The organism is Citrobacter freundii ATCC 8090 = MTCC 1658 = NBRC 12681 (assembly GCF_011064845.1).
GTDB lineage: Bacteria > Pseudomonadota > Gammaproteobacteria > Enterobacterales > Enterobacteriaceae > Citrobacter > Citrobacter freundii.
Genome location: NZ_CP049015.1, coordinates 2,191,177 through 2,216,132, shown reverse-complemented (window position 1 = coordinate 2,216,132; position 24,956 = coordinate 2,191,177). Strand labels below are relative to the sequence as shown.

At 50.3% G+C, this 24,956-nt stretch carries 24 protein-coding genes and 1 other RNA gene; 14 read left to right on the top strand and 11 right to left on the bottom strand.

Going from position 1 to position 24,956, the window contains the following annotated elements:
• Positions 1-9 precede the first annotated feature (9 nt).
• The 6 genes from G4551_RS10645 to lpp all read left to right on the top strand — a co-directional run bounded on the left by G4551_RS10645 (position 10) and on the right by lpp (position 5,439).
• Positions 10-747, top strand: coding sequence for a glutamine amidotransferase (locus G4551_RS10645; RefSeq protein ID WP_003836572.1), 738 nt, complete (start codon positions 10-12; stop codon positions 745-747).
• Between the two features lie 61 nt (positions 748-808).
• Positions 809-1,702 carry a proline iminopeptidase-family hydrolase gene (locus G4551_RS10640; RefSeq protein WP_003836575.1) on the top strand — a complete coding sequence of 298 codons (894 nt, stop codon included), beginning with the start codon at positions 809-811 and terminating at the stop codon, positions 1,700-1,702.
• Between the two features lie 20 nt (positions 1,703-1,722).
• The gene (locus G4551_RS10635; RefSeq protein WP_003836577.1) at positions 1,723-3,066 is read left to right on the top strand and encodes an APC family permease; all 1,344 of its coding nucleotides are present in this window, start codon (positions 1,723-1,725) and stop codon (positions 3,064-3,066) included.
• Positions 3,067-3,242: 176 nt separating this feature from the next.
• Complete coding sequence (ynhH, locus tag G4551_RS24100; RefSeq protein WP_418219450.1) at positions 3,243-3,473, top strand: protein YnhH; 231 nt, start codon at positions 3,243-3,245, stop codon at positions 3,471-3,473.
• Between the two features lie 7 nt (positions 3,474-3,480).
• Positions 3,481-4,893: a pyruvate kinase PykF gene (gene pykF / locus G4551_RS10630; RefSeq protein ID WP_003029366.1), complete on the top strand. Its 1,413-nt coding sequence runs from the start codon at positions 3,481-3,483 to the stop codon at positions 4,891-4,893.
• Between the two features lie 309 nt (positions 4,894-5,202).
• On the top strand, positions 5,203-5,439 hold the full coding sequence (gene lpp, locus G4551_RS10625; protein ID WP_003029373.1) for a murein lipoprotein Lpp: 237 nt from the start codon (positions 5,203-5,205) through the stop codon (positions 5,437-5,439).
• A 68-nt stretch (positions 5,440-5,507) separates the two neighbouring features.
• Here the strand turns inward: lpp and ldtE are convergent, their stop codons facing one another.
• From ldtE to G4551_RS10585, 8 genes are all read right to left on the bottom strand, one after another.
• On the bottom strand, positions 5,508-6,512 hold the full coding sequence (gene ldtE, locus G4551_RS10620; RefSeq protein ID WP_003029376.1) for a L,D-transpeptidase LdtE: 1,005 nt from the start codon (positions 6,510-6,512) through the stop codon (positions 5,508-5,510).
• 123 nt (positions 6,513-6,635) lie between these two features.
• The gene (sufE, locus tag G4551_RS10615; RefSeq protein ID WP_003029378.1) at positions 6,636-7,052 is read right to left on the bottom strand and encodes a cysteine desulfuration protein SufE; all 417 of its coding nucleotides are present in this window, start codon (positions 7,050-7,052) and stop codon (positions 6,636-6,638) included.
• Positions 7,053-7,064: 12 nt separating this feature from the next.
• Complete coding sequence (gene sufS / locus G4551_RS10610; protein ID WP_003836580.1) at positions 7,065-8,285, bottom strand: cysteine desulfurase SufS; 1,221 nt, start codon at positions 8,283-8,285, stop codon at positions 7,065-7,067.
• Complete coding sequence (gene sufD / locus G4551_RS10605) at positions 8,282-9,553, bottom strand: Fe-S cluster assembly protein SufD (RefSeq protein WP_003836582.1); 1,272 nt, start codon at positions 9,551-9,553, stop codon at positions 8,282-8,284. Before sufD ends, sufS begins: the two co-directional genes overlap by 4 nt.
• Complete coding sequence (gene sufC, locus G4551_RS10600) at positions 9,528-10,274, bottom strand: Fe-S cluster assembly ATPase SufC (protein WP_003029383.1); 747 nt, start codon at positions 10,272-10,274, stop codon at positions 9,528-9,530. The genes sufD and sufC overlap by 26 nt, the downstream gene beginning before the upstream one ends.
• 16 nt (positions 10,275-10,290) lie before the next feature.
• Positions 10,291-11,778, bottom strand: a complete 1,488-nt coding sequence (gene sufB, locus G4551_RS10595) for a Fe-S cluster assembly protein SufB (RefSeq protein WP_003836585.1) — start codon at positions 11,776-11,778, stop codon at positions 10,291-10,293.
• A gap of 8 nt (positions 11,779-11,786) precedes the next feature.
• The gene (gene sufA / locus G4551_RS10590) at positions 11,787-12,155 is read right to left on the bottom strand and encodes a Fe-S cluster assembly scaffold SufA (RefSeq protein WP_003029385.1); all 369 of its coding nucleotides are present in this window, start codon (positions 12,153-12,155) and stop codon (positions 11,787-11,789) included.
• Positions 12,156-12,645: 490 nt separating this feature from the next.
• Complete coding sequence (locus G4551_RS10585) at positions 12,646-13,524, bottom strand: LysR family transcriptional regulator (RefSeq protein WP_032939088.1); 879 nt, start codon at positions 13,522-13,524, stop codon at positions 12,646-12,648.
• A gap of 122 nt (positions 13,525-13,646) precedes the next feature.
• Here G4551_RS10585 and G4551_RS10580 point away from each other — a divergent pair, with 122 nt between their 5' ends.
• Positions 13,647-14,498: a Vmh family MBL fold metallo-hydrolase gene (locus tag G4551_RS10580; protein ID WP_003836590.1), complete on the top strand. Its 852-nt coding sequence runs from the start codon at positions 13,647-13,649 to the stop codon at positions 14,496-14,498.
• Positions 14,499-14,564: 66 nt separating this feature from the next.
• Here the strand turns inward: G4551_RS10580 and G4551_RS10575 are convergent, their stop codons facing one another.
• The 3 genes from G4551_RS10575 to ydiJ all read right to left on the bottom strand — a co-directional run bounded on the left by G4551_RS10575 (position 14,565) and on the right by ydiJ (position 18,294).
• Positions 14,565-14,753: a YdiH family protein gene (locus G4551_RS10575; RefSeq protein WP_003836591.1), complete on the bottom strand. Its 189-nt coding sequence runs from the start codon at positions 14,751-14,753 to the stop codon at positions 14,565-14,567.
• A 77-nt stretch (positions 14,754-14,830) separates the two neighbouring features.
• Complete coding sequence (gene menI / locus G4551_RS10570; protein WP_003030541.1) at positions 14,831-15,241, bottom strand: 1,4-dihydroxy-2-naphthoyl-CoA hydrolase; 411 nt, start codon at positions 15,239-15,241, stop codon at positions 14,831-14,833.
• A complete protein-coding gene (gene ydiJ, locus G4551_RS10565; RefSeq protein WP_003836595.1) occupies positions 15,238-18,294 on the bottom strand; it encodes a D-2-hydroxyglutarate dehydrogenase YdiJ in 3,057 nt (1,018 codons plus the stop codon). The genes menI and ydiJ overlap by 4 nt, the downstream gene beginning before the upstream one ends.
• Before the next feature lie 213 nt (positions 18,295-18,507).
• Between ydiJ and ydiK the strand changes: the two genes are divergently transcribed.
• From ydiK to aroD, 7 genes are all read left to right on the top strand, one after another.
• Positions 18,508-19,617, top strand: coding sequence for an AI-2E family transporter YdiK (gene ydiK, locus G4551_RS10560; protein WP_003030544.1), 1,110 nt, complete (start codon positions 18,508-18,510; stop codon positions 19,615-19,617).
• A gap of 184 nt (positions 19,618-19,801) precedes the next feature.
• Positions 19,802-19,909, top strand: an RNA gene (gene rprA / locus G4551_RS10555) — antisense sRNA RprA.
• A 157-nt stretch (positions 19,910-20,066) separates the two neighbouring features.
• Entirely contained in the window at positions 20,067-20,423 is a 357-nt protein-coding gene (locus tag G4551_RS10550; RefSeq protein ID WP_003836596.1) for a YdiL family protein, read from the top strand.
• Between the two features lie 48 nt (positions 20,424-20,471).
• Complete coding sequence (locus G4551_RS10545) at positions 20,472-21,692, top strand: MFS transporter (RefSeq protein ID WP_003836599.1); 1,221 nt, start codon at positions 20,472-20,474, stop codon at positions 21,690-21,692.
• A gap of 241 nt (positions 21,693-21,933) precedes the next feature.
• Positions 21,934-23,169, top strand: a complete 1,236-nt coding sequence (locus tag G4551_RS10540; protein WP_003836601.1) for an MFS transporter — start codon at positions 21,934-21,936, stop codon at positions 23,167-23,169.
• 21 nt (positions 23,170-23,190) lie between these two features.
• Positions 23,191-24,057 carry a quinate/shikimate dehydrogenase gene (gene ydiB, locus G4551_RS10535; protein WP_003836604.1) on the top strand — a complete coding sequence of 289 codons (867 nt, stop codon included), beginning with the start codon at positions 23,191-23,193 and terminating at the stop codon, positions 24,055-24,057.
• Positions 24,058-24,093: 36 nt separating this feature from the next.
• Positions 24,094-24,852: a type I 3-dehydroquinate dehydratase gene (aroD, locus tag G4551_RS10530; protein WP_003836605.1), complete on the top strand. Its 759-nt coding sequence runs from the start codon at positions 24,094-24,096 to the stop codon at positions 24,850-24,852.
• The last annotated feature ends 104 nt before the right edge of the window (positions 24,853-24,956 follow it).

Here is a 24,956-nt window from a genome sequence, read left to right as displayed (position 1 = left end):
GATCTCAGTATGAAAATTTTATTTATCGGTGAGTCATGGCATATTCATATGATTCATTCTAAGGGATATGACAGCTTCACATCCAGTAAATACGAAGAAGGCGCTGACTATCTATTATCCTGTCTGCGCCAGCAAAATATCACTATCGACTACATGCCAGCGCATATTGTACAAACCCGCTTCCCGCAAACGGTAGAGGAACTTGATATATACGATGCTATCGTGATTAGCGATATAGGCAGCAATACCTTTTTGTTGCAAAACAAAACTTTTTATCAGATGAATATCATCCCGAATGCGTTAGCGCTGATTAAAGAATATGTCTCAAATGGCGGCGGTCTGTTAATGATTGGCGGATACCTTTCCTTCACCGGCATTGAAGCGAAAGCAAATTATAAAAACACCCTGCTGGCCGAAGTTTTGCCTGTCGAAATGCTGGAGCATGATGATCGCGTTGAAATTCCGGAAGGATGCTGCCCAATCAACACGGAGGAACAGCATGTCATTACGCAAGACCTGACACAGTGGCCCCCCTTGCTCGGTTATAACAAATTGCGTGCCAAGGTAAACAGCATCACGTTGGTCAAAATAAATGACGACCCACTATTAGTTCTCGGTGAGTACAATAAAGGCAAAGTCGGCTGTTTTGCCAGTGATTGCGCACCGCACTGGGGAAGTCCGCAATTTATGCAATGGGAACATTACAAGTCATTCTGGTGTAACGTTCTGCAAGCAATTAAAAAATAAACGCCAATCTGCAGGTGATTATTGAATCACCTGCCCTTTTCCCTCCGTATCGGTTAAAAATATGCAAAGTCACTACAAATATGGTGAAATGTTTTGCGATAGCATATTAACCAGCTATCGTATTTATGGCGACCCGGCATCTCAATTAATGCCATTAATTATCTTACACGGCGGTCCATCAGGCGGTTTTGATTATCTATTAAATTATCATGAGCTGTCTGATGATGGACGCATGGTGATATTTTACGATCAATATGGCTGTGGTCGTTCGACGCATTTTCCGCTGGCGGATGCCTCATTCTGGACAATAGAACGTTATCTTCAGCAACTTCGCCAATTAATCAGTCATCTGAATATTGGTCAGCGATATTCATTACTCGGACATTCCTGGGGAGGTATGCTGGCAGCAGAGCACGCCTGCACGCAACCGGAAGGGTTGAGTGGTGTGATATATGCCAGCGCTCCCGCCAGCATCCCACTTTGGCAAAGCGAAGTACTGCGATTGTTTAAAGAACTCACGACTGGCGCTGATGCAATGTCAGACGATGCCATTATGCAGGCAAAAATCTATCAGCATCCGCCTGAACAACTTATTGCCTACTACAAAAAACATGTTTATTCCCTGGCGCAAGAACCGCTGCATATTCAGCGTTCTGATGCGCAATTTGCCGCCGATCCCACCGCCTACCATGTGCTATGGGGCGCGAATGAACTTGCGGTGAATGGCTTGCTGGCGCAGTGGGACATCACCCGTTCATTGCACAAGATTCGATGCCCAGGATTAGTCCTTCATGGTGAGTATGATCAGGCGACATCACAGGTCGTTCAACCGCTTATTACCCATATAACCCACTGTCGGGGTGTCACGATTCCTGACAGCAGCCATAACCCACATGAAGAAAATACCGAGCCTTGCCTCACTGCTGTCCGTGAGTTTTTACGAGGCCTTGATTAACACGAATTGAGGTGTTTACTATGAGTAAAATAAAAAAGTTATCTCTCACAGATTTGGTGCTGTACGGGCTGGTATTTATGGTGCCGATCGCGCCGGTTTCTCTCTATGGCGTCGTATATAATTTATCTCATGGCATGGTCGCGCTCGTGTATATTATTGGCGCTATCGCGATGTTTTTTACCGCCCACAGCTATTCAACATTATCAAAGCACATCTCATCCTCCGGGTCGGCTTATACCTATGCAGGCGTGTGCATCAACCCCGCTGTGGGTTTTCTCACCGGATGGATTTTGTTGCTGGATTATCTGTTATTCCCTACGCTGGTTGCCGTCCTGGGCGGTGTTGCTGTTCATGCAATACTTCCGCAAATACCGATTTGGGTATGGCCGTTAATTTATGTGGCTATCGGAACGGGCATAAATTATTTGGGAATACAACAAACGGCTAAATTCGACAAACTGCTGGTCTTTATTCAACTCGGTATTCTGGCCATTTTTGTGGTGCTGATTTTGCGACTGCTGATGCTTGATAGCAGCCACGTGTCATTTTCTTTCAAACCTTTTTTTGATTCTCAGTGGTTTACCCCTGGCTTAATTGCTACCGCGATCTCTGTTGCGGCGCTCAATTTCCTCGGATTTGATGCCATTAGTACCCTAAGTGAAGAAAGCGAAGGCGGCGGGAAAGCAGTCAGTAAGGCAACCCTTCTCGCCCTTATCCTGGCCACCGTGCTGTTTATTATTGTGGTGACCTTTGCCGCATTCGCTACGGGTAAAATCGACAGTTTTGCGGAAGGTACAGAAACTAACGAGGCTTTTTTCACGATTGCAGGCGATGTTGGCGGCATCTGGCTTAAAGTTGCATTTTCTATCATCGTAGCGTTCGTTTGCGCAGTCGGGAATATCATTACGGCGCAAACCGCCGTATCGCGCGTCCTGTTCTCTATGGGGCGAGATAAAATGTTACCCACATTTCTGGCGCATGTGCACAGTAAAAGAAAAACACCTGACTATGCAATTCTGTTCACCGGGGCTGTGACACTATTCCTTAGTTACTTGTTTTCCGGGAAAATTGAATCCATATCCACCCTTGTCAACTTCGGTGCGCTTTTCGCATTCTTTATGGTGAACCTGAGTGTCTTCGTGCTCTACAACGTAAAGATGAAAGAGCATCGTCGTTTTGTCCCTCATGTGATTTCTCCTGTGCTGGGGATGGTCGTCATTGGTTATGTCTGTATGAATATGAACATTCACGCGCTGACGCTCGGGGTTATCTGGTCTGTAATCGGTCTGGCGGTTCTGTGGTATCGGAAAGCGCATAAGCAGGACATCCATATCGATCTTGAGGGGCGAAAGCTGCTCGACTAAGGCTGAATGCTGAGTTTGCAACACGTTATTTTTTTCTTGTTGCGCAACACCGTCTGAAGTTGGGCGGTGTTTTGTTAACCAACCCGAAACAATTTAATGCTGATTCTTTGTAAAAGTGCACAGAAGTGTTTTGAAACGCTGTTTCCATTTTCCTTTTTGATAATTTTCAGCGTATAATGCGCGCCAATTGTCTCTTGAATGGTTTCAGCACATTGACCTGTAAAACTCAACGACTACAAAAATCACCATCCCGTTGGGCTGAAACACAAGCACACATTCCTCTGCACGCTCTTTCGATGTCACCTATCCTTAGAGCGAGGCATCACAACTTTCGTAACTCAGGTTTAGCTTCCCGTCCGTGCGCGGCGGGAGCCAGATTTCCATATCCTTCTCAACTTAAAGACTAAGACTGTCATGAAAAAGACGAAAATTGTTTGCACCATCGGTCCGAAAACCGAATCCGAAGAGATGTTAACCAAAATGCTGGACGCGGGCATGAACGTCATGCGTCTGAACTTCTCTCACGGTGATTACGCAGAACACGGTCAGCGCATCAAGAATTTGCGCAACGTCATGAGCAAAACCGGCAAGAAAGCAGCAATCCTGCTCGACACCAAAGGTCCGGAAATCCGTACCATCAAACTGGAAGGCGGTAACGACGTTTCCCTGAAAGCGGGCCAGACCTTCACCTTCACCACCGACAAATCTGTCGTAGGCAACAACGAAATCGTTGCTGTTACTTATGAAGGCTTCACGAAAGATCTGTCCGTCGGCAACACCGTTTTGGTTGACGATGGTCTGATCGGCATGGAAGTTACCGCCATCGAAGGTAACAAAGTTATCTGTAAAGTGCTGAACAACGGCGACCTGGGCGAAAACAAAGGTGTTAACCTGCCGGGCGTTTCCATCGCACTGCCAGCACTGGCTGAAAAAGACAAACAAGACCTGATCTTCGGTTGCGAGCAAGGCGTTGACTTCGTTGCAGCGTCCTTTATCCGTAAACGTTCTGACGTCGTTGAAATCCGTGAGCACCTGAAAGCGCACGGCGGCGAAAACATCCAGATCATCTCCAAAATCGAAAACCAGGAAGGCCTGAACAACTTCGACGAAATCCTCGAAGCGTCTGACGGCATCATGGTTGCACGTGGCGATATGGGCGTTGAGATCCCGGTTGAAGAAGTTATCTTCGCGCAGAAGATGATCATCGAAAAATGTATCCGTGCACGTAAAGTCGTTATCACTGCGACCCAGATGCTGGACTCCATGATCAAAAACCCGCGTCCGACCCGTGCAGAAGCCGGTGACGTAGCGAACGCCATCCTCGACGGTACCGACGCAGTAATGCTGTCTGGCGAATCAGCAAAAGGTAAATACCCGCTGGAAGCCGTTACCATCATGGCGACCATCTGTGAGCGTACTGACCGTGTGATGACCAGCCGTCTGGACTTCAACAACGACAGCCGCAAACTGCGCATCACCGAAGCCGTTTGCCGTGGCGCGGTTGAAACTGCTGAAAAACTGGACGCGCCGCTGATCGTCGTCGCAACCCAGGGTGGTAAATCTGCTCGCGCAGTACGTAAATACTTCCCGGATGCCACCATTCTGGCGCTGACCACCAATGAAACTACCGCGCGTCAGCTGGTGCTGAGCAAAGGCGTTGTTGCACAGGTGGTTAAAGAAATCAGCTCTACCGATGATTTCTATCGCCTGGGTAAAGAAGTCGCTCTGGAAAGCGGTCTGGCTCAGAAAGGTGACGTTGTGGTTATGGTTTCTGGTGCACTGGTTCCGAGCGGCACCACCAACACCGCATCCGTTCACGTGCTGTAATAATTCCATCGCGAATTAATTTGCTTAAAAAAGCGCCCTGGTGGCGCTTTTTTTATTTAATCGATAGCTACAATTAATAAAAAATCAAATCGGATTTCACTATCTAATCCGTGATTATCTAAGATGAATCCGATGGAAGCTTTCTGTTTTCACTCGGTTTTTTAGCCGTTTTTGCACAATTCGATGCTTCTTTGAGCGAACGATCAAAAATAAGTGCATTCCCATCAAAAAAATATTCTCAACATAAAAAACTTTGTGTAATACTTGTAACGCTACATGGAGATTAACTCAATCTAGAGGGTATTAATAATGAATCGTACTAAACTGGTACTGGGCGCGGTAATCCTGGGTTCTACTCTGCTGGCAGGTTGCTCCAGCAACGCTAAAATCGATCAGCTGTCTTCTGACGTTCAGACTCTGAACGCTAAAGTTGACCAGCTGAGCAACGACGTGAACGCAATGCGTTCCGACGTTCAGGCTGCTAAAGATGACGCAGCTCGCGCTAACCAGCGTCTGGACAACGCAGCTACTAAATACCGCAAGTAATAGTATCTGTGTAATAAAAATGGCGCACATTGTGCGCCATTTTTTTTGCTCTGAATTCCCCTTCCCTGTTATTGCGTAGCGCGCACCTCAGCATCTTCTCCTGGCACACCATTTTGCGCAGACTTCACTTCTGGCCCATTGCTCGCGACCGATGCTTGCCCGGCAGTGACGGTGACCGGATAACCTGCACGACGATACAACGCCCTTTCCACCAGACTGTTATCCACCGCTTTATTGTCTTTAAACTGGGTAAAGCCGGCTGGTAACACATACGGCATGGTCTGGACGTTTTGTTCCTCTTCAGGCGACAGCGGTCGATGCACTTCGACATACCTCATGCCGTTCGGCTCTATCGAATATTTTATCGGCTCATTAATCACCCTGACCGGCGTGCCTGTGCGGACCTGAGCAAACAACGCTTTGATATCCGGCGCGTTCATGCGAATACACCCAGAACTCACTCGCAGGCCCACGCTGTCCGGCGCGCTGGTGCCATGAATCAGATATTCACCGTTTCCATGCGCCAGACGCAGTGCAAAGCGTCCTAACGGGTTATTTGGTCCGGCAGGTACAACAGGCGGTAATGTGATGCCACGCTCCAGAGAGCGTTTACGGATGCCTGGTGTAGGGGTCCAGGTTGGATTCGGGATTTTCTGCCCAACCCGGGTTTCCATTACCGGCGTTTCCAGCCCCTGCAAACCGATACCAATCGGGAATACCTGAACAATATTCTCTCCCGGCGGGAAGTAATACAGACGCAGTTCCGCCAGATTCACAATAATGCCTTCGCGTGGTGCATCCGGTAGCAGTAATTGTGAGGGAATAGTGATCAGCGTTCCGGGTTTAGGTACGGGGGCAATAGTATTGTTGGCTTCAAGGATCAGCATTGCAGCGGTATCAAACTTACGGGCTATCGCCTGTAGGTTTTTATCGCCTTCCTGCACGGTGTAGGTTTGGTTTTGCCCAACAAGGCGGCTGTTCGCCTGGGGCAAAGGATAATCGACCGCCCATGCGGCCTGAATAGCGCTGTAGGCGCCGATTAGCATTAACGTAATAACAGACGCGCGTTTCATACTCACTCACCCCCCTGGCGTTCTTGCCGGACGGCGGCGAGCGCCCGATCCGGCCTACGAGTCACTGCGTTGCCTTACACGAACGCTTTCAAGTCGGTCTGAAAGTTGACGTGTTTTATCAGTTTAGCTAAGAGTTGCGGCTTTGGCGCGAATAGCCCGAATCATCGCCTCCAGCCCTTGTGAACGAGACGGTGTGAGATGCTGTGCGAGCGCCATTTTTTCAAACCACGGGCGCACATCAAAATTCACAATATCCTGAGCCGTCATGCGATCATACAAAATGAATACCACGGCAATAAGCCCTTTCACAATTGCCGCATCACTGTCGCCCTGTAATTCAATAATCCCTTCACCATTCTGACGCATAACAATCCATACCTGGCTTTGGCATCCCTGAATGCTATTTTCCGGGCAGCGTAAGTCATCGTTTAGTTCCGGCAAACGCTGACCCAGTTCAATAATGTACAGGTATTTCTCTTCCCAATTAGCGCAACGCAGAAAATTACGCAACAACTTTTCTTTATCCGGTAGCGCAGCCATAACGCCTCCCTGTTAGCCCAGTAAATGGTGAATACGCTTGAGGCCCGTTACCAGGCGATCCACTTCTTCATGGGTGTTATACATTGCAATCGACGCCCGGCACATCGCGGGAACGTTATAAAAGGCCATCAGCGGCATTGCGCAGTGATGCCCCGTCCGCACGGCGATGCCATAGTTATCGAGAAAACTCCCGACGTCATAGGCGTGATGCTTGCCGAGGTTAAACGCAATCACACCCAGACGGTTATCCGGTCCGTAGATTGTTAAATCCGGCACATCCGCCAGCTGTTCCAACGCATAGCGCATCATGAACTGTTCATATTCGCTGATTTCAGTCAGCCCCAGCGCTGAAACATATTCAATAGCCGCGCCTAGTCCGATAATGCCCCCGGTGTTTGGCGTTCCGGCTTCAAACCGCCAGGGCGCTTTGGCCCACGTCGTTCCCTGACTCAAACTCACCGTCGCAATCATTGAACCACCGCCTTCCCACGGCGGCATCTCCTGCAGCAGCGACTCTCTGGCATACAGAACGCCAATACCGGTTGGACCGTAAAGTTTATGCCCGGAGAAAACATAAAAATCGCAATCCAGCGCCTGCACATCCACCTGATGATGCATCACCGCCTGCGCACCATCTACCAGCACTATCGCGCCGTATTGATGCGCCAGCGCGATCATCTCACCCAACGGGTTTTCCGTGCCCAGCACGTTAGATACGTGGGTAATCGCCAGCAGCTTCGTGCGATCGTCAAACAGCGTCGGCAGCGTTTCCAGCTGCAACGTACCATCGGCATTGAGCGGGATAACGCGCAGTTCTGCACCTACGCGGGCACACAGCATCTGCCAGGGCACAATATTGGCATGGTGCTCCATTTCGCTGATGATAATGTTATCGCCCGCCCGCACATTGCTGCTGCCCCAGCTGTTCGCCACCAGATTGATGCCCTCCGTCGTACCGCGAACAAACACCAGCTCTTCGGCGGAGCGGGCGTTAATAAACAGCGAAACGAGCTTGCGCACATTCTCCATTTTTTCCGTAGCCTGAGCGCTCAGCGTATGGATACCGCGGTGGACCGCCGCATAGCCGTGACGGTAGAACTCGGCTTCGGCATCAATCACCTGGTTCGGCTTTTGCGCGCTGGCCGCGCTATCCAGATACGCCAACGGTAAACCATTCACTTCACGCGTCAGAACCGGAAAATCGGCCCGCACTTTTTCAATGGGAAATGTCATGCTACGCCTCCCGGCAAGCGTTGGGCGATCCGTGCCAGTACCTGTTGTTTCAGCGTTTCCTCGCCCAGGGCTTCCGTTAGCTCAGCGGCAAACGCATAGAGAATCATTTGTTGGGCATCTTGCTGGCCGATCCCGCGCGAACGCAAATAGAACATCTGCTCGTCGTCGATCCGCCCTACCGTCGCCCCGTGACTGCATTTCACGTCGTCGGCATAGATTTCAAGCTGCGGCTTGGTATCCACTTCCGCCAGTTTACCGAGCAGCAAATTATTGTTGGTCATCTGGCCATCAGTTTTAATAGCGTGCTGAGCGACGTTGATCAGGCCATTGAATACCGCCCGCCCCTTATCGCTGACGATCGTTTTATGCAGCTGGCGGCTGTTGCAATATCCTTTGTTATGCTCAAGCCAGGTGCGGGTGTCGCAGACTTCATTTTTCACCGGCATTGCCAGGCTGTTGAGCCGAAGCGTGGTGTTTTCGCCGTTAAGCTGGGTGCTGGTGTTATGACGCAGCACCGCATCACCGAGTAAAAAACTGTGGCTGGCGGCCGTGGCATCCGCCCCCAATTGAATGTCATTGTGCGCGAAATGGTGGCTCTGTGGGTTCTCAAACGCCAGTTTGATGTGGCGCAAGTGCGCATTCGCCGCGACATTCATGGTTAAACGTGCGCCAGTGAAATGGCGAAGCTCGCTGAGGCTGACATAGTGTTCAATAACGGTGGCTTCTGCGCCTTCCGCCAGCTCCAGATGGTGGCGATAGTGCGCCGTGTTCACCTCATCGCCCGCCAGCCCCTGGGTAATGTGCAGTAGCAGCAGCGGTTTCGCTGGGCGCTGGTTACGCTTCACCTGAATGTGAGTGACGCTACGCGACAGGCTTTCGGTCAGGTGCAGAAACACTTCCGGTTGGATAGCCGCTGGCAGCATCTGGCGCGCATCGTCAATGGTAATGTCAAAACCACTACCTTCCGCTCTGTCGCTCAGCGTTGGAGAGAATTGCCCGTCGACAAATACCAGTCGTATGGCATCAATTGCCGGCGCTAACGCTTCACACTGGGCTGACGTTATCTCAGTGACATGACTGACAAACTGGCTATTGGTTAACCCCTCCAGCGGCGTGTATTTCCAGTCCTCATGCTTACGCGTTGGCAGCCCCAGACGCAGCATCTGCTGCAGATGCTGCTGGGCATGTTGCGAGCGCGTCTCACCTTGCGTTTCAAACAGATGGTGCCACTGTTGCAGCACGTTACTGCTGTTCGCTAAGCCAGCCATAACCTTGCTCCTCAAGTTGTTTGACCAGCGTAAAATCACCGGACTTCACTATTCGCCCCTGGTAGAGAACGTGAACATAATCGGGTTTGATATAGTCCAGGATGCGTTGATAATGGGTGACGATAATGAATGAACGTTGCCCGTCGCGTAGTGAGTTCACGCCGTCTGCGACGATTTTCAGCGCATCGATATCCAGCCCGGAGTCCGACTCATCCAGAATGCACAACTGAGGCTCCAGCACCGCCATTTGCAATATGTCATTACGCTTTTTCTCACCGCCGGAGAAACCAACGTTGACCGAACGCGTGAGCAAATCTTCCGGCATCTTCAGCAACGCAATTTTTTCTTCCATCAGATCCTGGAAGTCAAACCTGTCCAGCGACTCTTCACCACGGTAGGTGCGCACCGCATTCAGTGCCGTTTGCAGGAAAAACTGATTACTGACGCCGGGGATTTCCACCGGATACTGGAATGCCATAAAGATCCCTTCGCCGGCCCGGTCTTCCGGTGACAGTTCCAGTAAATCCTTACCGTTGAATTCTACCGTCCCGCCGGTGACTTCATAGTCATCACGTCCGGCCAGGGTGGCGGAAAGCGTACTTTTCCCGGAACCATTTGGCCCCATAATGGCGTGCACTTCTCCGGGGCGAATTTCAAGACTCAGCCCACGCAGGATCGCCTTATCTTCCACACTGACCTGTAAATCTTTGATGCTTAACATGTGCTTTCCTTAAATTTTAACCGACGCTGTGTTCAAGACTTATGGCGAGAAGTTTTTGCGCTTCCACAGCAAATTCCAGCGGCAGTTCAGAGAACACGTCTTTACAGAAACCATTCACGATCATCGAAATGGCATCCTCTTCGCTGATACCGCGCTGCAGGCAGTAAAACAGCTGATCTTCGCCAATGCGCGACGTCGTGGCTTCGTGCTCGAGCTGGGCGCTGTTGTTACGACACTCCACATATGGGAATGTGTGCGCTCCGCAATCCGCCCCGATCAGCATCGAGTCACATTGGGTATAGTTGCGGGCGTTGGTGGCGGTCGGCATGATTTTCACTAAACCGCGATAGCTGTTCTGGCTGTGTCCGGCGGAGATCCCTTTCGAGATAATGGTCGATTTGGTGTTTTTACCGATGTGGATCATCTTGGTGCCTGTATCGGCCTGCTGATGACCACTTGTCAGGGCCACGGAGTAGAATTCGCCGATAGAGTTGTCGCCACGCAAAATGCAGCTTGGGTATTTCCAGGTAATGGCCGAGCCGGTTTCCGACTGCGTCCACGACATTTTGCTGTTTTCACCTTCGCACAGAGCGCGCTTGGTGACGAAGTTCAAAATGCCGCCGGTGTTACCATCCCCGGGGAACCAGTTTTGCACCGTCGAGTATTTCACTTCGGCATCTTTGTGGATGATGACTTCTACCACCGCGGCATGCAGCTGGTAGCTGTCGCGCACCGGAGCCGAACAGCCCTCGATATAGCTGACGTAGCTGCCCTCATCCGCGACCAGAATGGTGCGTTCAAACTGCCCGGTTTTTTCCGCATTGATACGGAAATAGGTCGACAGTTCCATGGGGCAACGCACGCCTTTCGGTACATAAATAAACGTGCCGTCAGATGCCACCGCTGCATTCAGCGCGGCAAAGAAGTTGTCATTACCTGGAACCACGGTGCCCAGATATTGTTTTACCAGCTCAGGATGATCGTGAATCGCCTCACCGAACGAACAGAAAATAATGCCCTGTTCCGCCAGTTTGTCGCGATAGGTGGTCGCCACCGATACCGAGTCAAAAATAGCATCAACCGCCACCTCTTTGCCTTCACGGACCGGTACGCCAAGCTGTTCAAAGGCATCCTCAACCTCTTTGCTTAAAAACGCATTCGCCCCCGTTTGCTGCACCGCTCCCGGCTCAGACGCGCAGGTTTCATCGCAGTTACCGCAGGACGGTGCGGAATAATAGCTGTACTCCTGATAATTCAGCTTGTCGTAGTGCGCTTTTAGCCAGTGCGGCTCTTCCATCGTCAGCCATGCCCGAAAGGCATTCAGGCGGAATTCCAGCATCCAGTCGGGTTCATTACGTTTTGCCGAAATCGCGCGCACGACCTCTTCGTTGATCCCTTTCGCCAGCTCATCGGTTTGCAGTTGGGTGAAGAAGCCCTCTTTGTAATTAAGGTGCCCGCCAGCCCAGGTGTTGACATCGTCAGTTGCTTCAGTATTACGAGACATAGTACCGCCTATACCCCAAAACTTTCGCCACAGCCGCATTCGTTCTGGGCTTTCGGGTTATGAAATTTAAATAACTGATTTAATCCTTCGCGAACGAAATCGACTTCTGTGCCGTCGATGAACGGCATCGCCTGTAAAGGCACATACAGTCTGGCGCCATCCGTTTCAAACAGGAGATCGTCTTTTTGGGCCTCGCGCACGGTATCCAGCACGTAGCCGAATCCCGCGCATCCCGTTTGCTTCACGCCCAGGCGCACGCCCAACATGTCGGGTTGCTTTGCCACCAGTTCACGGATATGCGCCGCAGCCGCAGGTGTTAACGTCAGTCCACGCCAGGCAAAATCGTCCGGGTTAAATGTTCCTGAATGCAATTCCATAGGGTTACCTCGAGTCACTAGCTTTTAAGCTATAACAACATGTTAGTGATAATGATTATCACTTCAACCCCTCAACAGCAGGGGCATTCGGGTTAACCGCCCTTTTTGACTACTTTTACTAAGCATAGACCCTGCAGCGAGGGTTTACAGGAATGGAATTATTTGTTCAATGCATTGATTAATAATGGATTATAGAAATCTAATCGTTCAGGCAGGTCAAAGATTAAAAGATGTATAGATAATGTCTATTTAAGGGATAGGTAGGGATAAAAACAGGGAAAACAACTATTCAAATAATATGCTAATGACAAAAAACCCTTAAGTCTGCTTGCTGGCAGGCTTAAGGGTTCCGGCCCCATCCGGCGCTTATCTCCGGCACTCACGATGGCTTAGCTCTTGAAGGGGCGATAAGAATAATCTCATACACCGTTAAGTTTTTTTTAACACAACTTGCGGTTTGACTATTTTGTGAGCACGTTTAGCTACCTTTTTAGCATTGCGCCGCCCCACTAAGCGCATCCAGCAGCAAACGTAGCCCCGCAGGCTGATGCTCCCGAGAAAGGTATAAGCCATAAATTGGTAAGCATTTAGGTTGAAGTTCTGGCAGTAATCGAATTAACGCTCCCTGCGCCAGCCCTTCCTGCGCTTCCAGTTCTGGCACCAACGCGATTCCCATTCCTGCCACCGCCGACTCGCAGAGCAGCGAAGAGATCCCTGCACTCAAATTCCCTTTGATTGCAACGGAGACAGACTGCCCCTGGGCATCCAAAAAGTGCCAGGATTGTCCGGCAAAACCGCTGTAGTACAGGCAATTGTGCCGAGTGAGATCGTCGACTGTCTCAGGCGTGCCATGTTGATGCAGATAATCTGCGGACGCGCAAAGTACCGATTTACAGTCGCCCAACCGACGGGCGATGGTTCCTGGCTCGGGATTATCCGTTATGCGGATCGCCACATCGATGCGTTCCCCCACAAGGCTTACCGGTTGATTATTGATCTCCACCTCAATACGTAATTGCGGATATTGCTCCATAAACGCCGGCAGAACCGGAGCAAGAATATGCATGGCGGTAAAATGGGCGCAGGCCACACGTAGCGTGCCGGAGGGAATTTGCGCGCCACTGGCGGCACCAATATCCAGCGAAAGTTGCGCCAGAGAACGCGTTTTCAGTAATGCCTCTTCACCCGCCGGCGTGATCGTCAAGCGACGCGATGAGCGATGGATAAGCCTTACGCCTGCCCATTTTTCCATCTCGTCGAGGTAGCGACTGACCATCGGACGGGAAAGCCCCAATGCACGTGCAGCGGCGCTCAGACTGCCCAAATCACAGATATGGTTAAATACCGTTGCCGCCATCACTCTGTCCATTGCATCCCATCCGATCGTTTTATGAAACTCAGCATGTCCTAATGAGGGAATTCTAACAGATACGAATATGCTTAAAATACGGGAACTATCAAAAGACAATTCCCTGCATAAGGTTACCTGGTATGAAAGTTAAATCTCTGGCCCTGCTGTTACCTCTGTTTTCGTCTTCAGCTTTCGCCGCACCGCTACAGCTGGACGTCTATAATCCGCAGGAGAAGGGTATTTTCCCGGTCTCTTCGACGCTGGTGTCTGGCCCCAAAGAGGCGATTTTGTTTGACGCCCAGTTCAGCACCAAAGATGGCGAACAGCTGGTGCAGATGATTCGCGCCAGCGGTAAAACGCTGAAGGCTATCGTGATCACTTCCGGCGATCCGGATTTCTATTTCGGTCTGCAACCCATCGTCAACGCTTTCCCACAGGTAAAAGTTCTGGCAACACCGCAGGTGGTAGACCATATCCGCGCCACCAAAGAGGCCAAACTGCAATTCTGGGGCCCGCAAATGAAGGACGGCGCGCCAACATCGCTCACTGTTCCGCAGGCGACGACGCAAACGCAGTTCACGGTTGATGGTGAACCGCTGGAACTGCGTCACTCCAACGATTATGCAGCGTATATCTGGATCCCGGCGAATCGGGCCATTATTGGCGGCACAGGCGTGGCTTCAGGTATTCACGTCTGGACGGCGGATACACAATCTGAAGAACAGCGTAGTACATGGCGTAACGTACTGAGCGAAATGCAGAGCTTACAGCCCACTCAAGTGGTCCCGGGTCATTACATTGGCGAACGCCCAACCGGCGATAAAGCTATTCGCTTCACCCAGGACTATTTGCAGTCGTTTGAGCAGGTGTTAGGGGCGAAGAAAGGATCGGATTATGTGATTAAAACCATGACGGCAGCATGGCCAGGTCTGGCGGACGCAAGCTCGCTGGAACTAAGTGCGAAGGTTAACAGCGGTGAGATGAAGTGGTAATGAAGATTTAAGGCAAAAATAACCCCGAACACGTGTCGGGGTTTCGTTACGATAAGCATACCGGAATCAATGAACGCCCATGCGCCAGGCAAAATAGATCTCTTCTTTCAGTTCCATCGAGGAGAGCGCCAGTAAATCAGCAAACTCCAGTTCGAGCTGTTTCAGCCTTTTCAGGTACTGAGCCGGTGAAAGATCGGTTTTATCACGACGTAAAAATTCTATTGCCAGTTGGGCAGGGTCTAATTGGGTAGACATATCATCCTCGCTTGTGTTCAAAACCTGCACAGTATAACACCATTCCCTGTGCAGATAATGACCAAAAGCAATATGCATCACAAAATTGCGGTCGTCAGACGCGAAGTACAGCACAATCGTCCCTGCTCATCGAAGATCTCTATTTGCCAAACCTGGTGACGAGAGCCGGTATGTAACGCGCGACATACGCCCCTGACGTGCCCTTCCCGCGCAGAACGGATATGGTTGGCGTTGATCTCCAGGCCCACCACTTTCTGCTCACCCTGAGTACACAGGTATCCCGCTACCGAACCAATACTTTCCGCCAGCACCACGGATGCGCCGCCGTGCAGCAACCCAAAGGGTTGTTTGGTGCGATGGTCCACCGGCATTGTAGCTTCCAGCGTATCGTCACCAATGTGCACAAAACGAATATCTAGCAACCCAACCATATTTCCTTCACCCATGGCATTGAGCGCCTCGAGTGTGACTTCACGTTTCCAGATCATCCTATAATCTCCAGCAGTGCCTGTAATGGGTGGCGAACGCCCGTACCTTCAACGCGTTTAACCTGACTGCGACAGGAGTACCCGGTAGCCAGACAACGGTTACGTGGCAATCGTTGCATTGCCTGGTGCCATGATAACTCATAGATCCCCAATGAGTTTTGGTGATTCTTCACTTCGTGGCCGTAGGTGCCAGCCATACCACAGCATCCCACGCTGACGTTCTCCAGCTTTGCGCCAAAGCGAGCAAAAATAGCCGCCCACTGTGCAGGCGCGCCCGGCAAGGCCGTCACTTCGGTACAGTGACCAAAGAAATACCACGGTTCACCGCCAACAGCGACTGGCTGCTGTGCTTCCACAGCTTTCGATAACCATTCGTTGGCTAGCAACACATGGAAATCCCCCCGTTGTTCACCCAGCACCATCTTGTATTCATCGCGATAACAAAGCACCAGCGCCGGATCAACACCCACCATCGGAATATTCAGCTTCGCTACCCGGTTAAGAAACTCGGATGTCTTTTTCGCCGTTTTGGCAAAACGGTTTAAGAAGCCTTTAATGTGCTGCGCCTTGCCGTTTGGCGAAAACGGCAGCAGTACCGGCTGCATGCCCAGCTTCTCTACCAGACGTATAAAGTCAGCAACCACCTGCGCATCGTAATAGCTGGTGAAAGGGTCCTGCACCACCAGCACCGTACGGGCTTTTTGCTCAAGGCTGAGTAATTCGAGCTGTTCCAACGTCATATTGGCGGAGCGATGCCCCACCAGTTGGCGTTGCAGCGACGGTGCAGACAACAGAGGTAAATCAACCATTCCAATGTGCTTTTTAGCCAGGTTTCGCACCAGCGGCTGGTTGATGAAGAAGTTAAACGTTTTGGGCGCTCGTGCCATTAACGGCGCATAGCTCTCAACGGTCGCCACCATGTGATCGCGCAACGGGCGCAGATAACGCGTGTGGTACAGCTGGAGGAAGCGCGAACGGAACTCCGGTACATCAATTTTAATTGGACACTGGGTGGAACAGGCTTTACACGCCAGGCAACCTGACATCGCCTCTTTTACTTCGTGTGAGAAATCGTATTCACCCTTGCGCGCATGCCAGCTGTTGCGGGTACGGGCAATCAGCGAACGTAAACTGGCGCGTTTTTCCGGTAGCTCTTTTTCCAGCTGTATTGGGTCAATCCCGCGATCCGCTAACAAACGCAGCCATTCACGCACTAACGTGGCTCGCCCTTTTGGCGAATGAATACGGTTGAGGCTGATTTTCATCGACGGACACATAGGGCTTTTCGCATCGAAGTTAAAGCATAACCCGTTGCCGTTACACTCCATTGCCCCGCGCCACTCCTGGCGTACGGCCAGAGGGATCTGACGGTCATACGTTCCGCGTTTCACCGCGTCCACTTTCATCATCGGCGCATCTACGTCTTCCGGTGGACAGATTTTCCCAGGATTCAGCCGGTTTTGCGGATCAAACACCGATTTCACTTTGCGCAGTTCGCGATACAGCTCCTCGCCGAAGAACGCCGGGCTATATTCTGCACGAAAACCTTTCCCATGCTCGCCCCACAGCAAACCGCCATATTTCGCCGTCAGCGCCACAACATCATCAGAAATGCGTTTCATCAGCACTTCCTGCTGCGGGTCACACATATCCAACGCCGGTCTGACATGCAGCACGCCTGCGTCTACGTGACCAAACATGCCGTAACTCAGGGCGTGGCTGTCGAGTAGCGCGCGGAACTCGGCAATATAGTCCGCCAGATGCTCCGGCGGAACGCAGGTATCCTCGGCGAACGGAATTGGCTTCGCGGAACCTTTTGCATTGCCCAGCAGACCGACTGCCTTTTTGCGCATGGCGTAAATTCGTTCGACTCCCGCCAGTTCGGTACACAGCTGCCAGCCAATGACACCCGCTTCCTGACGAGCGATTAAGCCATCCAGACGTTCACACAGTGCGCTGACCTGCGAATTAATCAATACTTCGTCGTCACCGGCAAACTCTACAATGTTCAGACCCAGCATCTCTTTATCAGGTACATCGGTAATCAATTCACTTACCGAGTGCCAGACGATATCTTCCCGCGCCAGATTGAGTACTTTGGAGTCAACAGTTTCTACCGACAATGCGCGTGCTTCCACCATCACCGGCGCATTACGCAACGCCGAGTCGAAAGAGTCGTACTTGACGTTAACCAGTTGTCTGACTTTTGGCAGCGGCGTGATATCCAGACGGGCTTCGGTGATAAACGCCAGCGTACCTTCAGAGCCGGTGAGAATGCGGGTTAAATCAAATTCGGTCATCTCATCGTTAAAGACGTGCCGTAGATCGTACCCGGTCAGGAAGCGATTAAGTTTCGGGAATTTATCCATGATCAGCTGTCGGTTATCACGACAACGTTCATAAACGGTCTTATAGATGCGGCCAATGGTGGTATTGCTTTTCCCCAGCATTTCGGCAAGCTCGATCGGCATTGGCTGAGTATCAAGAATATCGCCGCCCATCAGCACCGCACGGATGCCCAACACATGATCGGAAGTTTTACCGTAAACCAACGATCCTTGCCCGGACGCATCGGTGTTGATCATCCCGCCGAGCGTTGCCCGGTTACTGGTGGATAATTCCGGGGCAAAGAAATAGCCGTAAGGCTTCAGAAACTGGTTGAGCTGATCTTTTATCACCCCGGCTTCTACCCGCACCCAACCTTCTTGCGGGTTGATTTCAATAATGCGGCTCATATAGCGGGACATATCAACAATAATGCCCTGGTTCAGCGCCTGACCGTTGGTCCCGGTGCCGCCGCCGCGCGGGGTAAAAATCAACGACGAGAAAAGCGGTTCTGCCGCCAGACGGGCGATTAGCGCCACATCTGCGGTTGAACGAGGGAAAACGACAGCATCAGGTAGCAGCTGATAAATACTGTTATCCGTCGACATTGTCAGACGATCGGCATAGCTCGTTGCCGTATCGCCCGTAAATCCTTGCTGCTCCAGCGCCTGCAAAAAGTTGAGCACCAGTTGAACGACACCTGGTGCCTGAGAAATTTGTGGAATCATTATAGTGACCCTTTCCTGCGGTCTGTGTTGTGAATTTAATCGTTTGCGTGTTGCTTTGTTTGTTGTATCACATTTTTTTCTAATACGCTCAGCAGATTTACAGGCAGAATCCGCCTGTTCAAAACCGCTGAAATTGCTCATCATTACAGGGTGTGATTTAAGTATTCACGTCGCGTCAACGTTCTGGCGCAAAGACAAAGGTGAAAAGTATTTATGGTAAATTTCCGTCAGCCCAGGGATATTGCACAAGTGCTGCTATCGGTGCTGTTTTTAGCCATCCTGATTGTGGCCTGCCTCTGGATTGTTCAGCCCTTTATCCTCGGTTTTGCCTGGGCAGGCACGATTGTCATTGCAACCTGGCCTATCCTGCTACGCTTACAAAAATTGCTCTGGGGACGCCGTTCACTTGCCGTACTGGTGATGACACTGTTGCTGGTGCTGTTGTTCATCATCCCCATCGCGCTGCTGGTTAACAGCATCGTCGATGGCAGTGGGCCGCTGATCCATGCCGTAACCGCAGGTGATATGACACTACCGGATCTGGCATGGTTGAACAGCATTCCACTGGTGGGTGCCAAAATGTATGGCGCATGGCACAGCTTACTGGATATGGGCGGTTCGGCGATTATGGCCAAGGTTCGTCCTTATATCGGCACCACCACCACCTGGTTCGTCGGTCAGGCCGCGCATATCGGCCGCTTTATGATGCACTGTGGCCTGATGCTGCTGTTCAGTGCCCTGTTGTACTGGCGCGGTGAACAAGTCGCATTAGGTATTCGTCACTTCGCCTGCCGTCTTGCCTCAAAACGTGGAGATGCTGCCATTCTGCTGGCAGCACAAGCCATTCGCGCCGTCGCATTAGGCGTTGTGGTCACCGCTCTGGTACAGGCAGTGCTCGGGGGTATTGGTCTGGCGGTAACCGGTGTGCCGTATGCCACACTGCTGGCGGTATTGATGATCCTGTCATGTCTGGTGCAACTGGGGCCGCTACCGGTACTGATTCCGGCCATTATCTGGCTATACTGGACGGGGGATTCAACCTGGGGCACCGTGCTGCTGGTGTGGAGCGGCGTGGTCGGAACACTGGATAACGTGATTCGACCGATGCTGATTCGCATGGGTGCCGATTTGCCACTGCTCCTGATTCTCTCCGGAGTCATCGGCGGATTGATTGCCTTCGGCATGATTGGTCTGTTTATCGGTCCAGTAGTACTGGCCGTTTCCTGGCGTCTGTTCTCCGCCTGGGTAAACGAAGCCCCTGCGCCAGGTACCAATCCGGATGAAATCCTCGAAGAAATTGCTGAAATCGAACGCAATAAGTAATCCAACATCAGGCGGCAACGCCGCCTGATTGTTTAACAATACTAATCAATCCCTCCCTCTTACGGGATTAGAACCAACTTCTTCCCTCTTTCAATACTCATTTGTGTCGCAAATTCTTTACAGTTTTTAAACTATTGAGATGAATCTGATCGACGTAAAAAATCAGTATGCCTACTATTAGCCCATGGCTTTAGATCAACACATTGATTTATAAGCATGGAAATCCCCTGAGTGAAACAACGAATTGCTGTGTGTAGTCTTTGCCCATCTCCCACGATGGGCTTTTTTTTGTCCTTCGCGCGCCACTCCACCAACCTTAACGCACCAACACATTATCTTCCCCGTCAAGGACCAAATAATATTGCACAAAATACTGTGACTCTCTTCAAGCCGAAATATCCACAGCAATGTTATTACTATTCCACCGTCTTTTATGAAGCGACCAAATAATGAACGCATTAGAGCTACAGGCGATCCGCCATATTTTTGCTATGACGGTGGAAGAAAGCGCCAGGTATATCGCGCGCGATGACAATGTTGTCGCCTGGCAACAATGGGAAAAGGGTGAAAGAGAAATTCCAGACGACATTGTCCGCATTTGTTCAGAAATGAAAGCCAAGAGGAAGTTAAGAATTAATGCAATTATCGACAAAATAAATAACCGCATTGGTAATAACACCATGCGTTTTTTCCCCGATCTGAACGCTTTTCAGGCGGTTTATCACCACGATGGTTTTCTCGACTGGAAAATCTATCAGTCGGCAGCTGTTGAACTCTATGCTCACGATCTCGAGCGTATGTGTTAAGAGATCGCAACGCCATACCTATTTAGCCTCTTCGCTGAGTAACACATTATGAAAAACACCTATTTCTCCACTGCGATAGGGCTGTACCTAAATTACCTGGTGCACGGCATGGGGGTCATTCTGATGAGCCTCAATATGTCTTCACTGGAACAACAGTGGCAAACCAATACCGCGGGCGTCTCGATTGTTATTTCCTCACTCGGTATCGGCCGCTTAAGCGTTTTATTAGTAGCAGGGATGCTTTCCGATAGCTATGGTCGCAGACCATTTATTATCCTTGGTATGACCTGCTACCTGATTTTCTTTATTGGCATCATAAATACTCACAGTATTTTTCTTGCCTATGCTTTTGGTTTTTTAGCGGGAATGGCAAACAGTTTTCTCGATGCCGGAACCTATCCCAGCCTGATGGAGGCATTCCCCCGCTCACCCAGCACGGCCAATATTTTGATAAAAGCCTTCGTCTCCAGCGGTCAGTTCCTGCTGCCAATGATTATCAGTCTGCTGGTATGGGCCGAACTTTGGTTTGGCTGGTCCTTCCTGCTGGCGGCAGCCGTTATGATACTCAACGGTGTGTTTTTATTTCGCTGTCGGTTTCCGCCACATCCCGGGCCTCATACCGTCATCCGGGCTCAACCGGCTGAACGGGAAACCGGACAACCTGAACATCGTTGCTCCCTGCTCGACCTTGCCAGTTACACCCTGTACGGCTACATCGCAATGGCGACATTTTACCTGGTAAGCCAGTGGCTGGCGCAATACGGACAGTTTGTCGCCGGAATGCCCTATACGTTATCTATCAAACTGTTAAGCATTTATACCTGCGGCTCTCTACTGTGCGTGCTGATCACCGCCCCGCTGGCGCGAAAAGCAGAACGCGCGACATCGATGCTGATGCTGTATACGTTTATCTCATTTGTCGCACTGCTGATGGTTTGTCTGCATCCGACACCTATCGTTGTCATTATCTTTGCGTTTGTCATCGGTTTTTCTTCCGCAGGGGGCGTTGTGCAAATCGGTTTAACGCTGATGGCCGCACGCTTTCCGCATGCGAAGGGCAAAGCGACCGGTATTTACTACAGCGCGGGCAGCATTGCGACCTTCACCATTCCATTGATAACAGCAAAACTCTCTGAAACCAGTATTGCTCACATCATGTGGTTTGATACTGGCATAGCCGCTGTTGGATTCCTGTTGGCGTTGTTTATTGGTTATCGCAGCCACATCACGTCAAAACATCAGCTAAAGATGATACAAGCCGTAAAATAAGCGTGGATGCAATATTGTTCCCCTCTTCTGCAAAATAATTGACTTCAGTTTTAAAACATCAGCAAAACACCGGCCGGCAGAGTTCGATTTCACAGTGTGTTATGCAATATACCTGGTAACTTAAACGCCATGCTATGTAGGTTCTGTGGCTGCCGCCCAGTATATTAATTACAAGGTCGCCGCAATTTAAACAATATCGACGAGCACAGAACAATTTTAAAATCCGCAAGGAGTTGTGAAAATGTCTCAAAGCAAGACCTTTAATACGCCATTTCTTTTGGCGATAATCTGTATTTATTTAAGTTATTTCCTACACGGCATTAGCGTCATTACACTGGCGCAAAATATGACCTCTCTTGCAGAAAAGTTTTCCACCGACAATGCAGGAATTGCCTATTTGATTTCAGGCATTGGTCTGGGGCGACTGGTGAGCATCTTATTCTTTGGCGTGCTCTCAGATAAATTTGGTCGTCGGGCTATCATTCTGTTAGGCGCTATTCTTTATATACTGTTCTTCTTCGGTATTCCCGCCAGCCCTAATCTGATGATTGCCTTTATTCTGGCCGTTTGCGTTGGCGTGGCAAACTCGGCACTGGATACCGGCGGGTACCCGGCGTTAATGGAATGCTTCCCTAAAGCCTCTGGCTCAGCCGTTATCCTGGTGAAAGCTATGGTCTCGTTTGGGCAGATGATCTACCCCATCGTCGTCAGCACCATGCTGCTCAACCATATCTGGTACGGTTATGCGGTCATTATCCCGGGTGCGTTGTTTGTCGTCATTACCTTGATGCTGCTAAGAAGTCGCTTCCCTGGCCAGATGGTGGATGCTGGCATCGCGAAAGATCTGCCACAGATGAACAGTAAACCGTTGGTCTGGCTGGAAGGTGTGGCATCCGTCATGTTTGGTGTTGCTGCCTTTTCGACTTTTTACGTCATCGTGGTCTGGATGCCAAAATATGCGATGGCCTTTGCCGGCATGGCAGAATCTGACGCACTGAAGACAATCTCTTACTACAGTATGGGATCATTGGTCTGCGTATTTATTTTTGCCGCTCTGTTAAAAAAATGGGTTCGGCCTATTTGGGCAAATGTGTTTAACGCCGGGCTGGCAACCATCACCGCAGCCGTCATCTACTTATATCCCTCTCCGCTGGTGTGTAACGTCGGTTCATTTCTCATTGGATTCTCTGCCGCTGGCGGTATTTTACAGCTCGGTGTCTCGGTGATGTCTGAATTCTTTCCCAAGAGCAAAGCCAAAGTCACCAGTATTTATATGATGATGGGTGGCGTAGCCAACTTTATTATCCCATTAATCACCGGATACCTCTCTAACATTGGTCTGCAGTACATCATTTTGCTGGACTTTGCATTTGCTCTGCTGGCCTTCATCACCGCCATCATCGTCTTTATTCGTTACTACCGCGTATTTGATATCCCCAAAAATGATGTGCGGTTGGGCGAACGTTATTTTCAATAAATTGTTTAGAAGGAGTATCAAATGGACGTAACTGCTAAATATGAACTAATTGGATTGATGGCCTACCCTATCAGACACAGTCTGTCGCCTGAAATGCAAAATAAGGCATTAGAAAAAGCGGGATTGCCATTCACTTATATGGCATTTGAAGTCGATAACTCAACGTTTGCTAATGCAATTGCCGGGCTGAAGGCCTTAAAGATGCGTGGTACAGGGGTCTCAATGCCCAACAAGCAGCTAGCATGTGAATATGTTGATGAATTAACACCTGCCGCCAAACTGGTCGGTGCAATTAATACTATCGTCAATGATGATGGTTACCTGCGTGGTTACAATACCGATGGCACGGGTCATATTCGTGCAATTAAGGAAAGTGGTTTCGATATCAAAGGTAAAACCATGGTACTGTTGGGCGCAGGCGGTGCGTCGACAGCCATTGGTGCACAGGCAGCGATTGAAGGCATCAAAGAAATTAAACTCTTTAACCGCCAGGATGAGTTTTTTGCCAAAGCGCAGGAGTTTGCCAAACGCGTCAATGAAAACACCGACTGCGTGGTCACTGTTATCGATCTCGCCGATCGTCAGGCTTTTGCTGACGCACTTGCCAGCGCGGATATTTTAACCAACGGAACAAAAGTCGGCATGAAGCCGCTGGAAAATGAATCTCTCGTGACCGACGCTTCCCTGCTACGTCCGGAACTGCTGGTAACCGAATGCGTCTACAACCCGCATATGACCAAATTATTGCAGCAGGCACAAAGTGCTGGTTGCAAAACAATTGATGGTTACGGCATGTTGTTATGGCAAGGGGCTGAACAGTTCAAGCTCTGGACCGGGAAAGATTTCCCGCTGGAGTATGTGAAACAGGTTATGGGTTTTGCCGCCTGACGGGCAAGCATTTGTAGAATAGTTAAAGGGTAATCAATGAAAACCGTAACCGTAAGAAATCTCGTTATTGGCGATGGTGCGCCGAAGATCATTGTGTCGCTGATGGGTATAGACATCGCAACGGTAAAAAGCGAAGCGCTGGCCTATCGCGAAGCGGATTTCGACATTCTGGAATGGCGCGTTGACCATTTCGGCGATGTCTCTTCCACAGATGCCGTGCTGGAAGCGGCTCGCGCCATCCGCGATGTGATAGCGGACAAACCGCTACTTTTCACCTTCCGCAGCGCCAAAGAAGGCGGTGAACAGGCACTGTCTGTCGAAAACTATATTGCACTTAACCGCGCGGCGGTAGACAGCGGTCTGGTGGATATGATCGATCTGGAACTGTTTACCGGAGACGAACTGGTCAAAGCGACCGTCGAGCATGCGCACGCGAAAAATGTCTTTGTGATTATGTCCAATCACGATTTTCATAAGACACCAGCTGCAGAAGAGATTGTCCAGCGCCTGCGTAAAATGCAGGAACTAGGCGCAGACATCCCCAAAATTGCCTTGATGCCGCAAAATAAAGCGGATGTTCTGACGCTGCTTAGCGCCACGCTGGAAATGCAAGAACGCTATGCCGATCGCCCGATAATCACCATGTCGATGGCTAAAACAGGGGTGATTTCACGTCTGTCTGGTGAAGTTTTCGGTTCAGCGGCAACCTTTGGGGCAGTAAAAAAAGCCTCCGCCCCAGGACAAATTTCGGTCACCGACCTGCGTACTGTATTGACAATATTGCATCAGGCTTAATTACAGATATATCCATATTAATATCAGTAATGCCCTACCCCAGATATTCGTCTAACCACGGATATCTGGCCGATGATTAAACGTTATTAAATAACTCACAATAT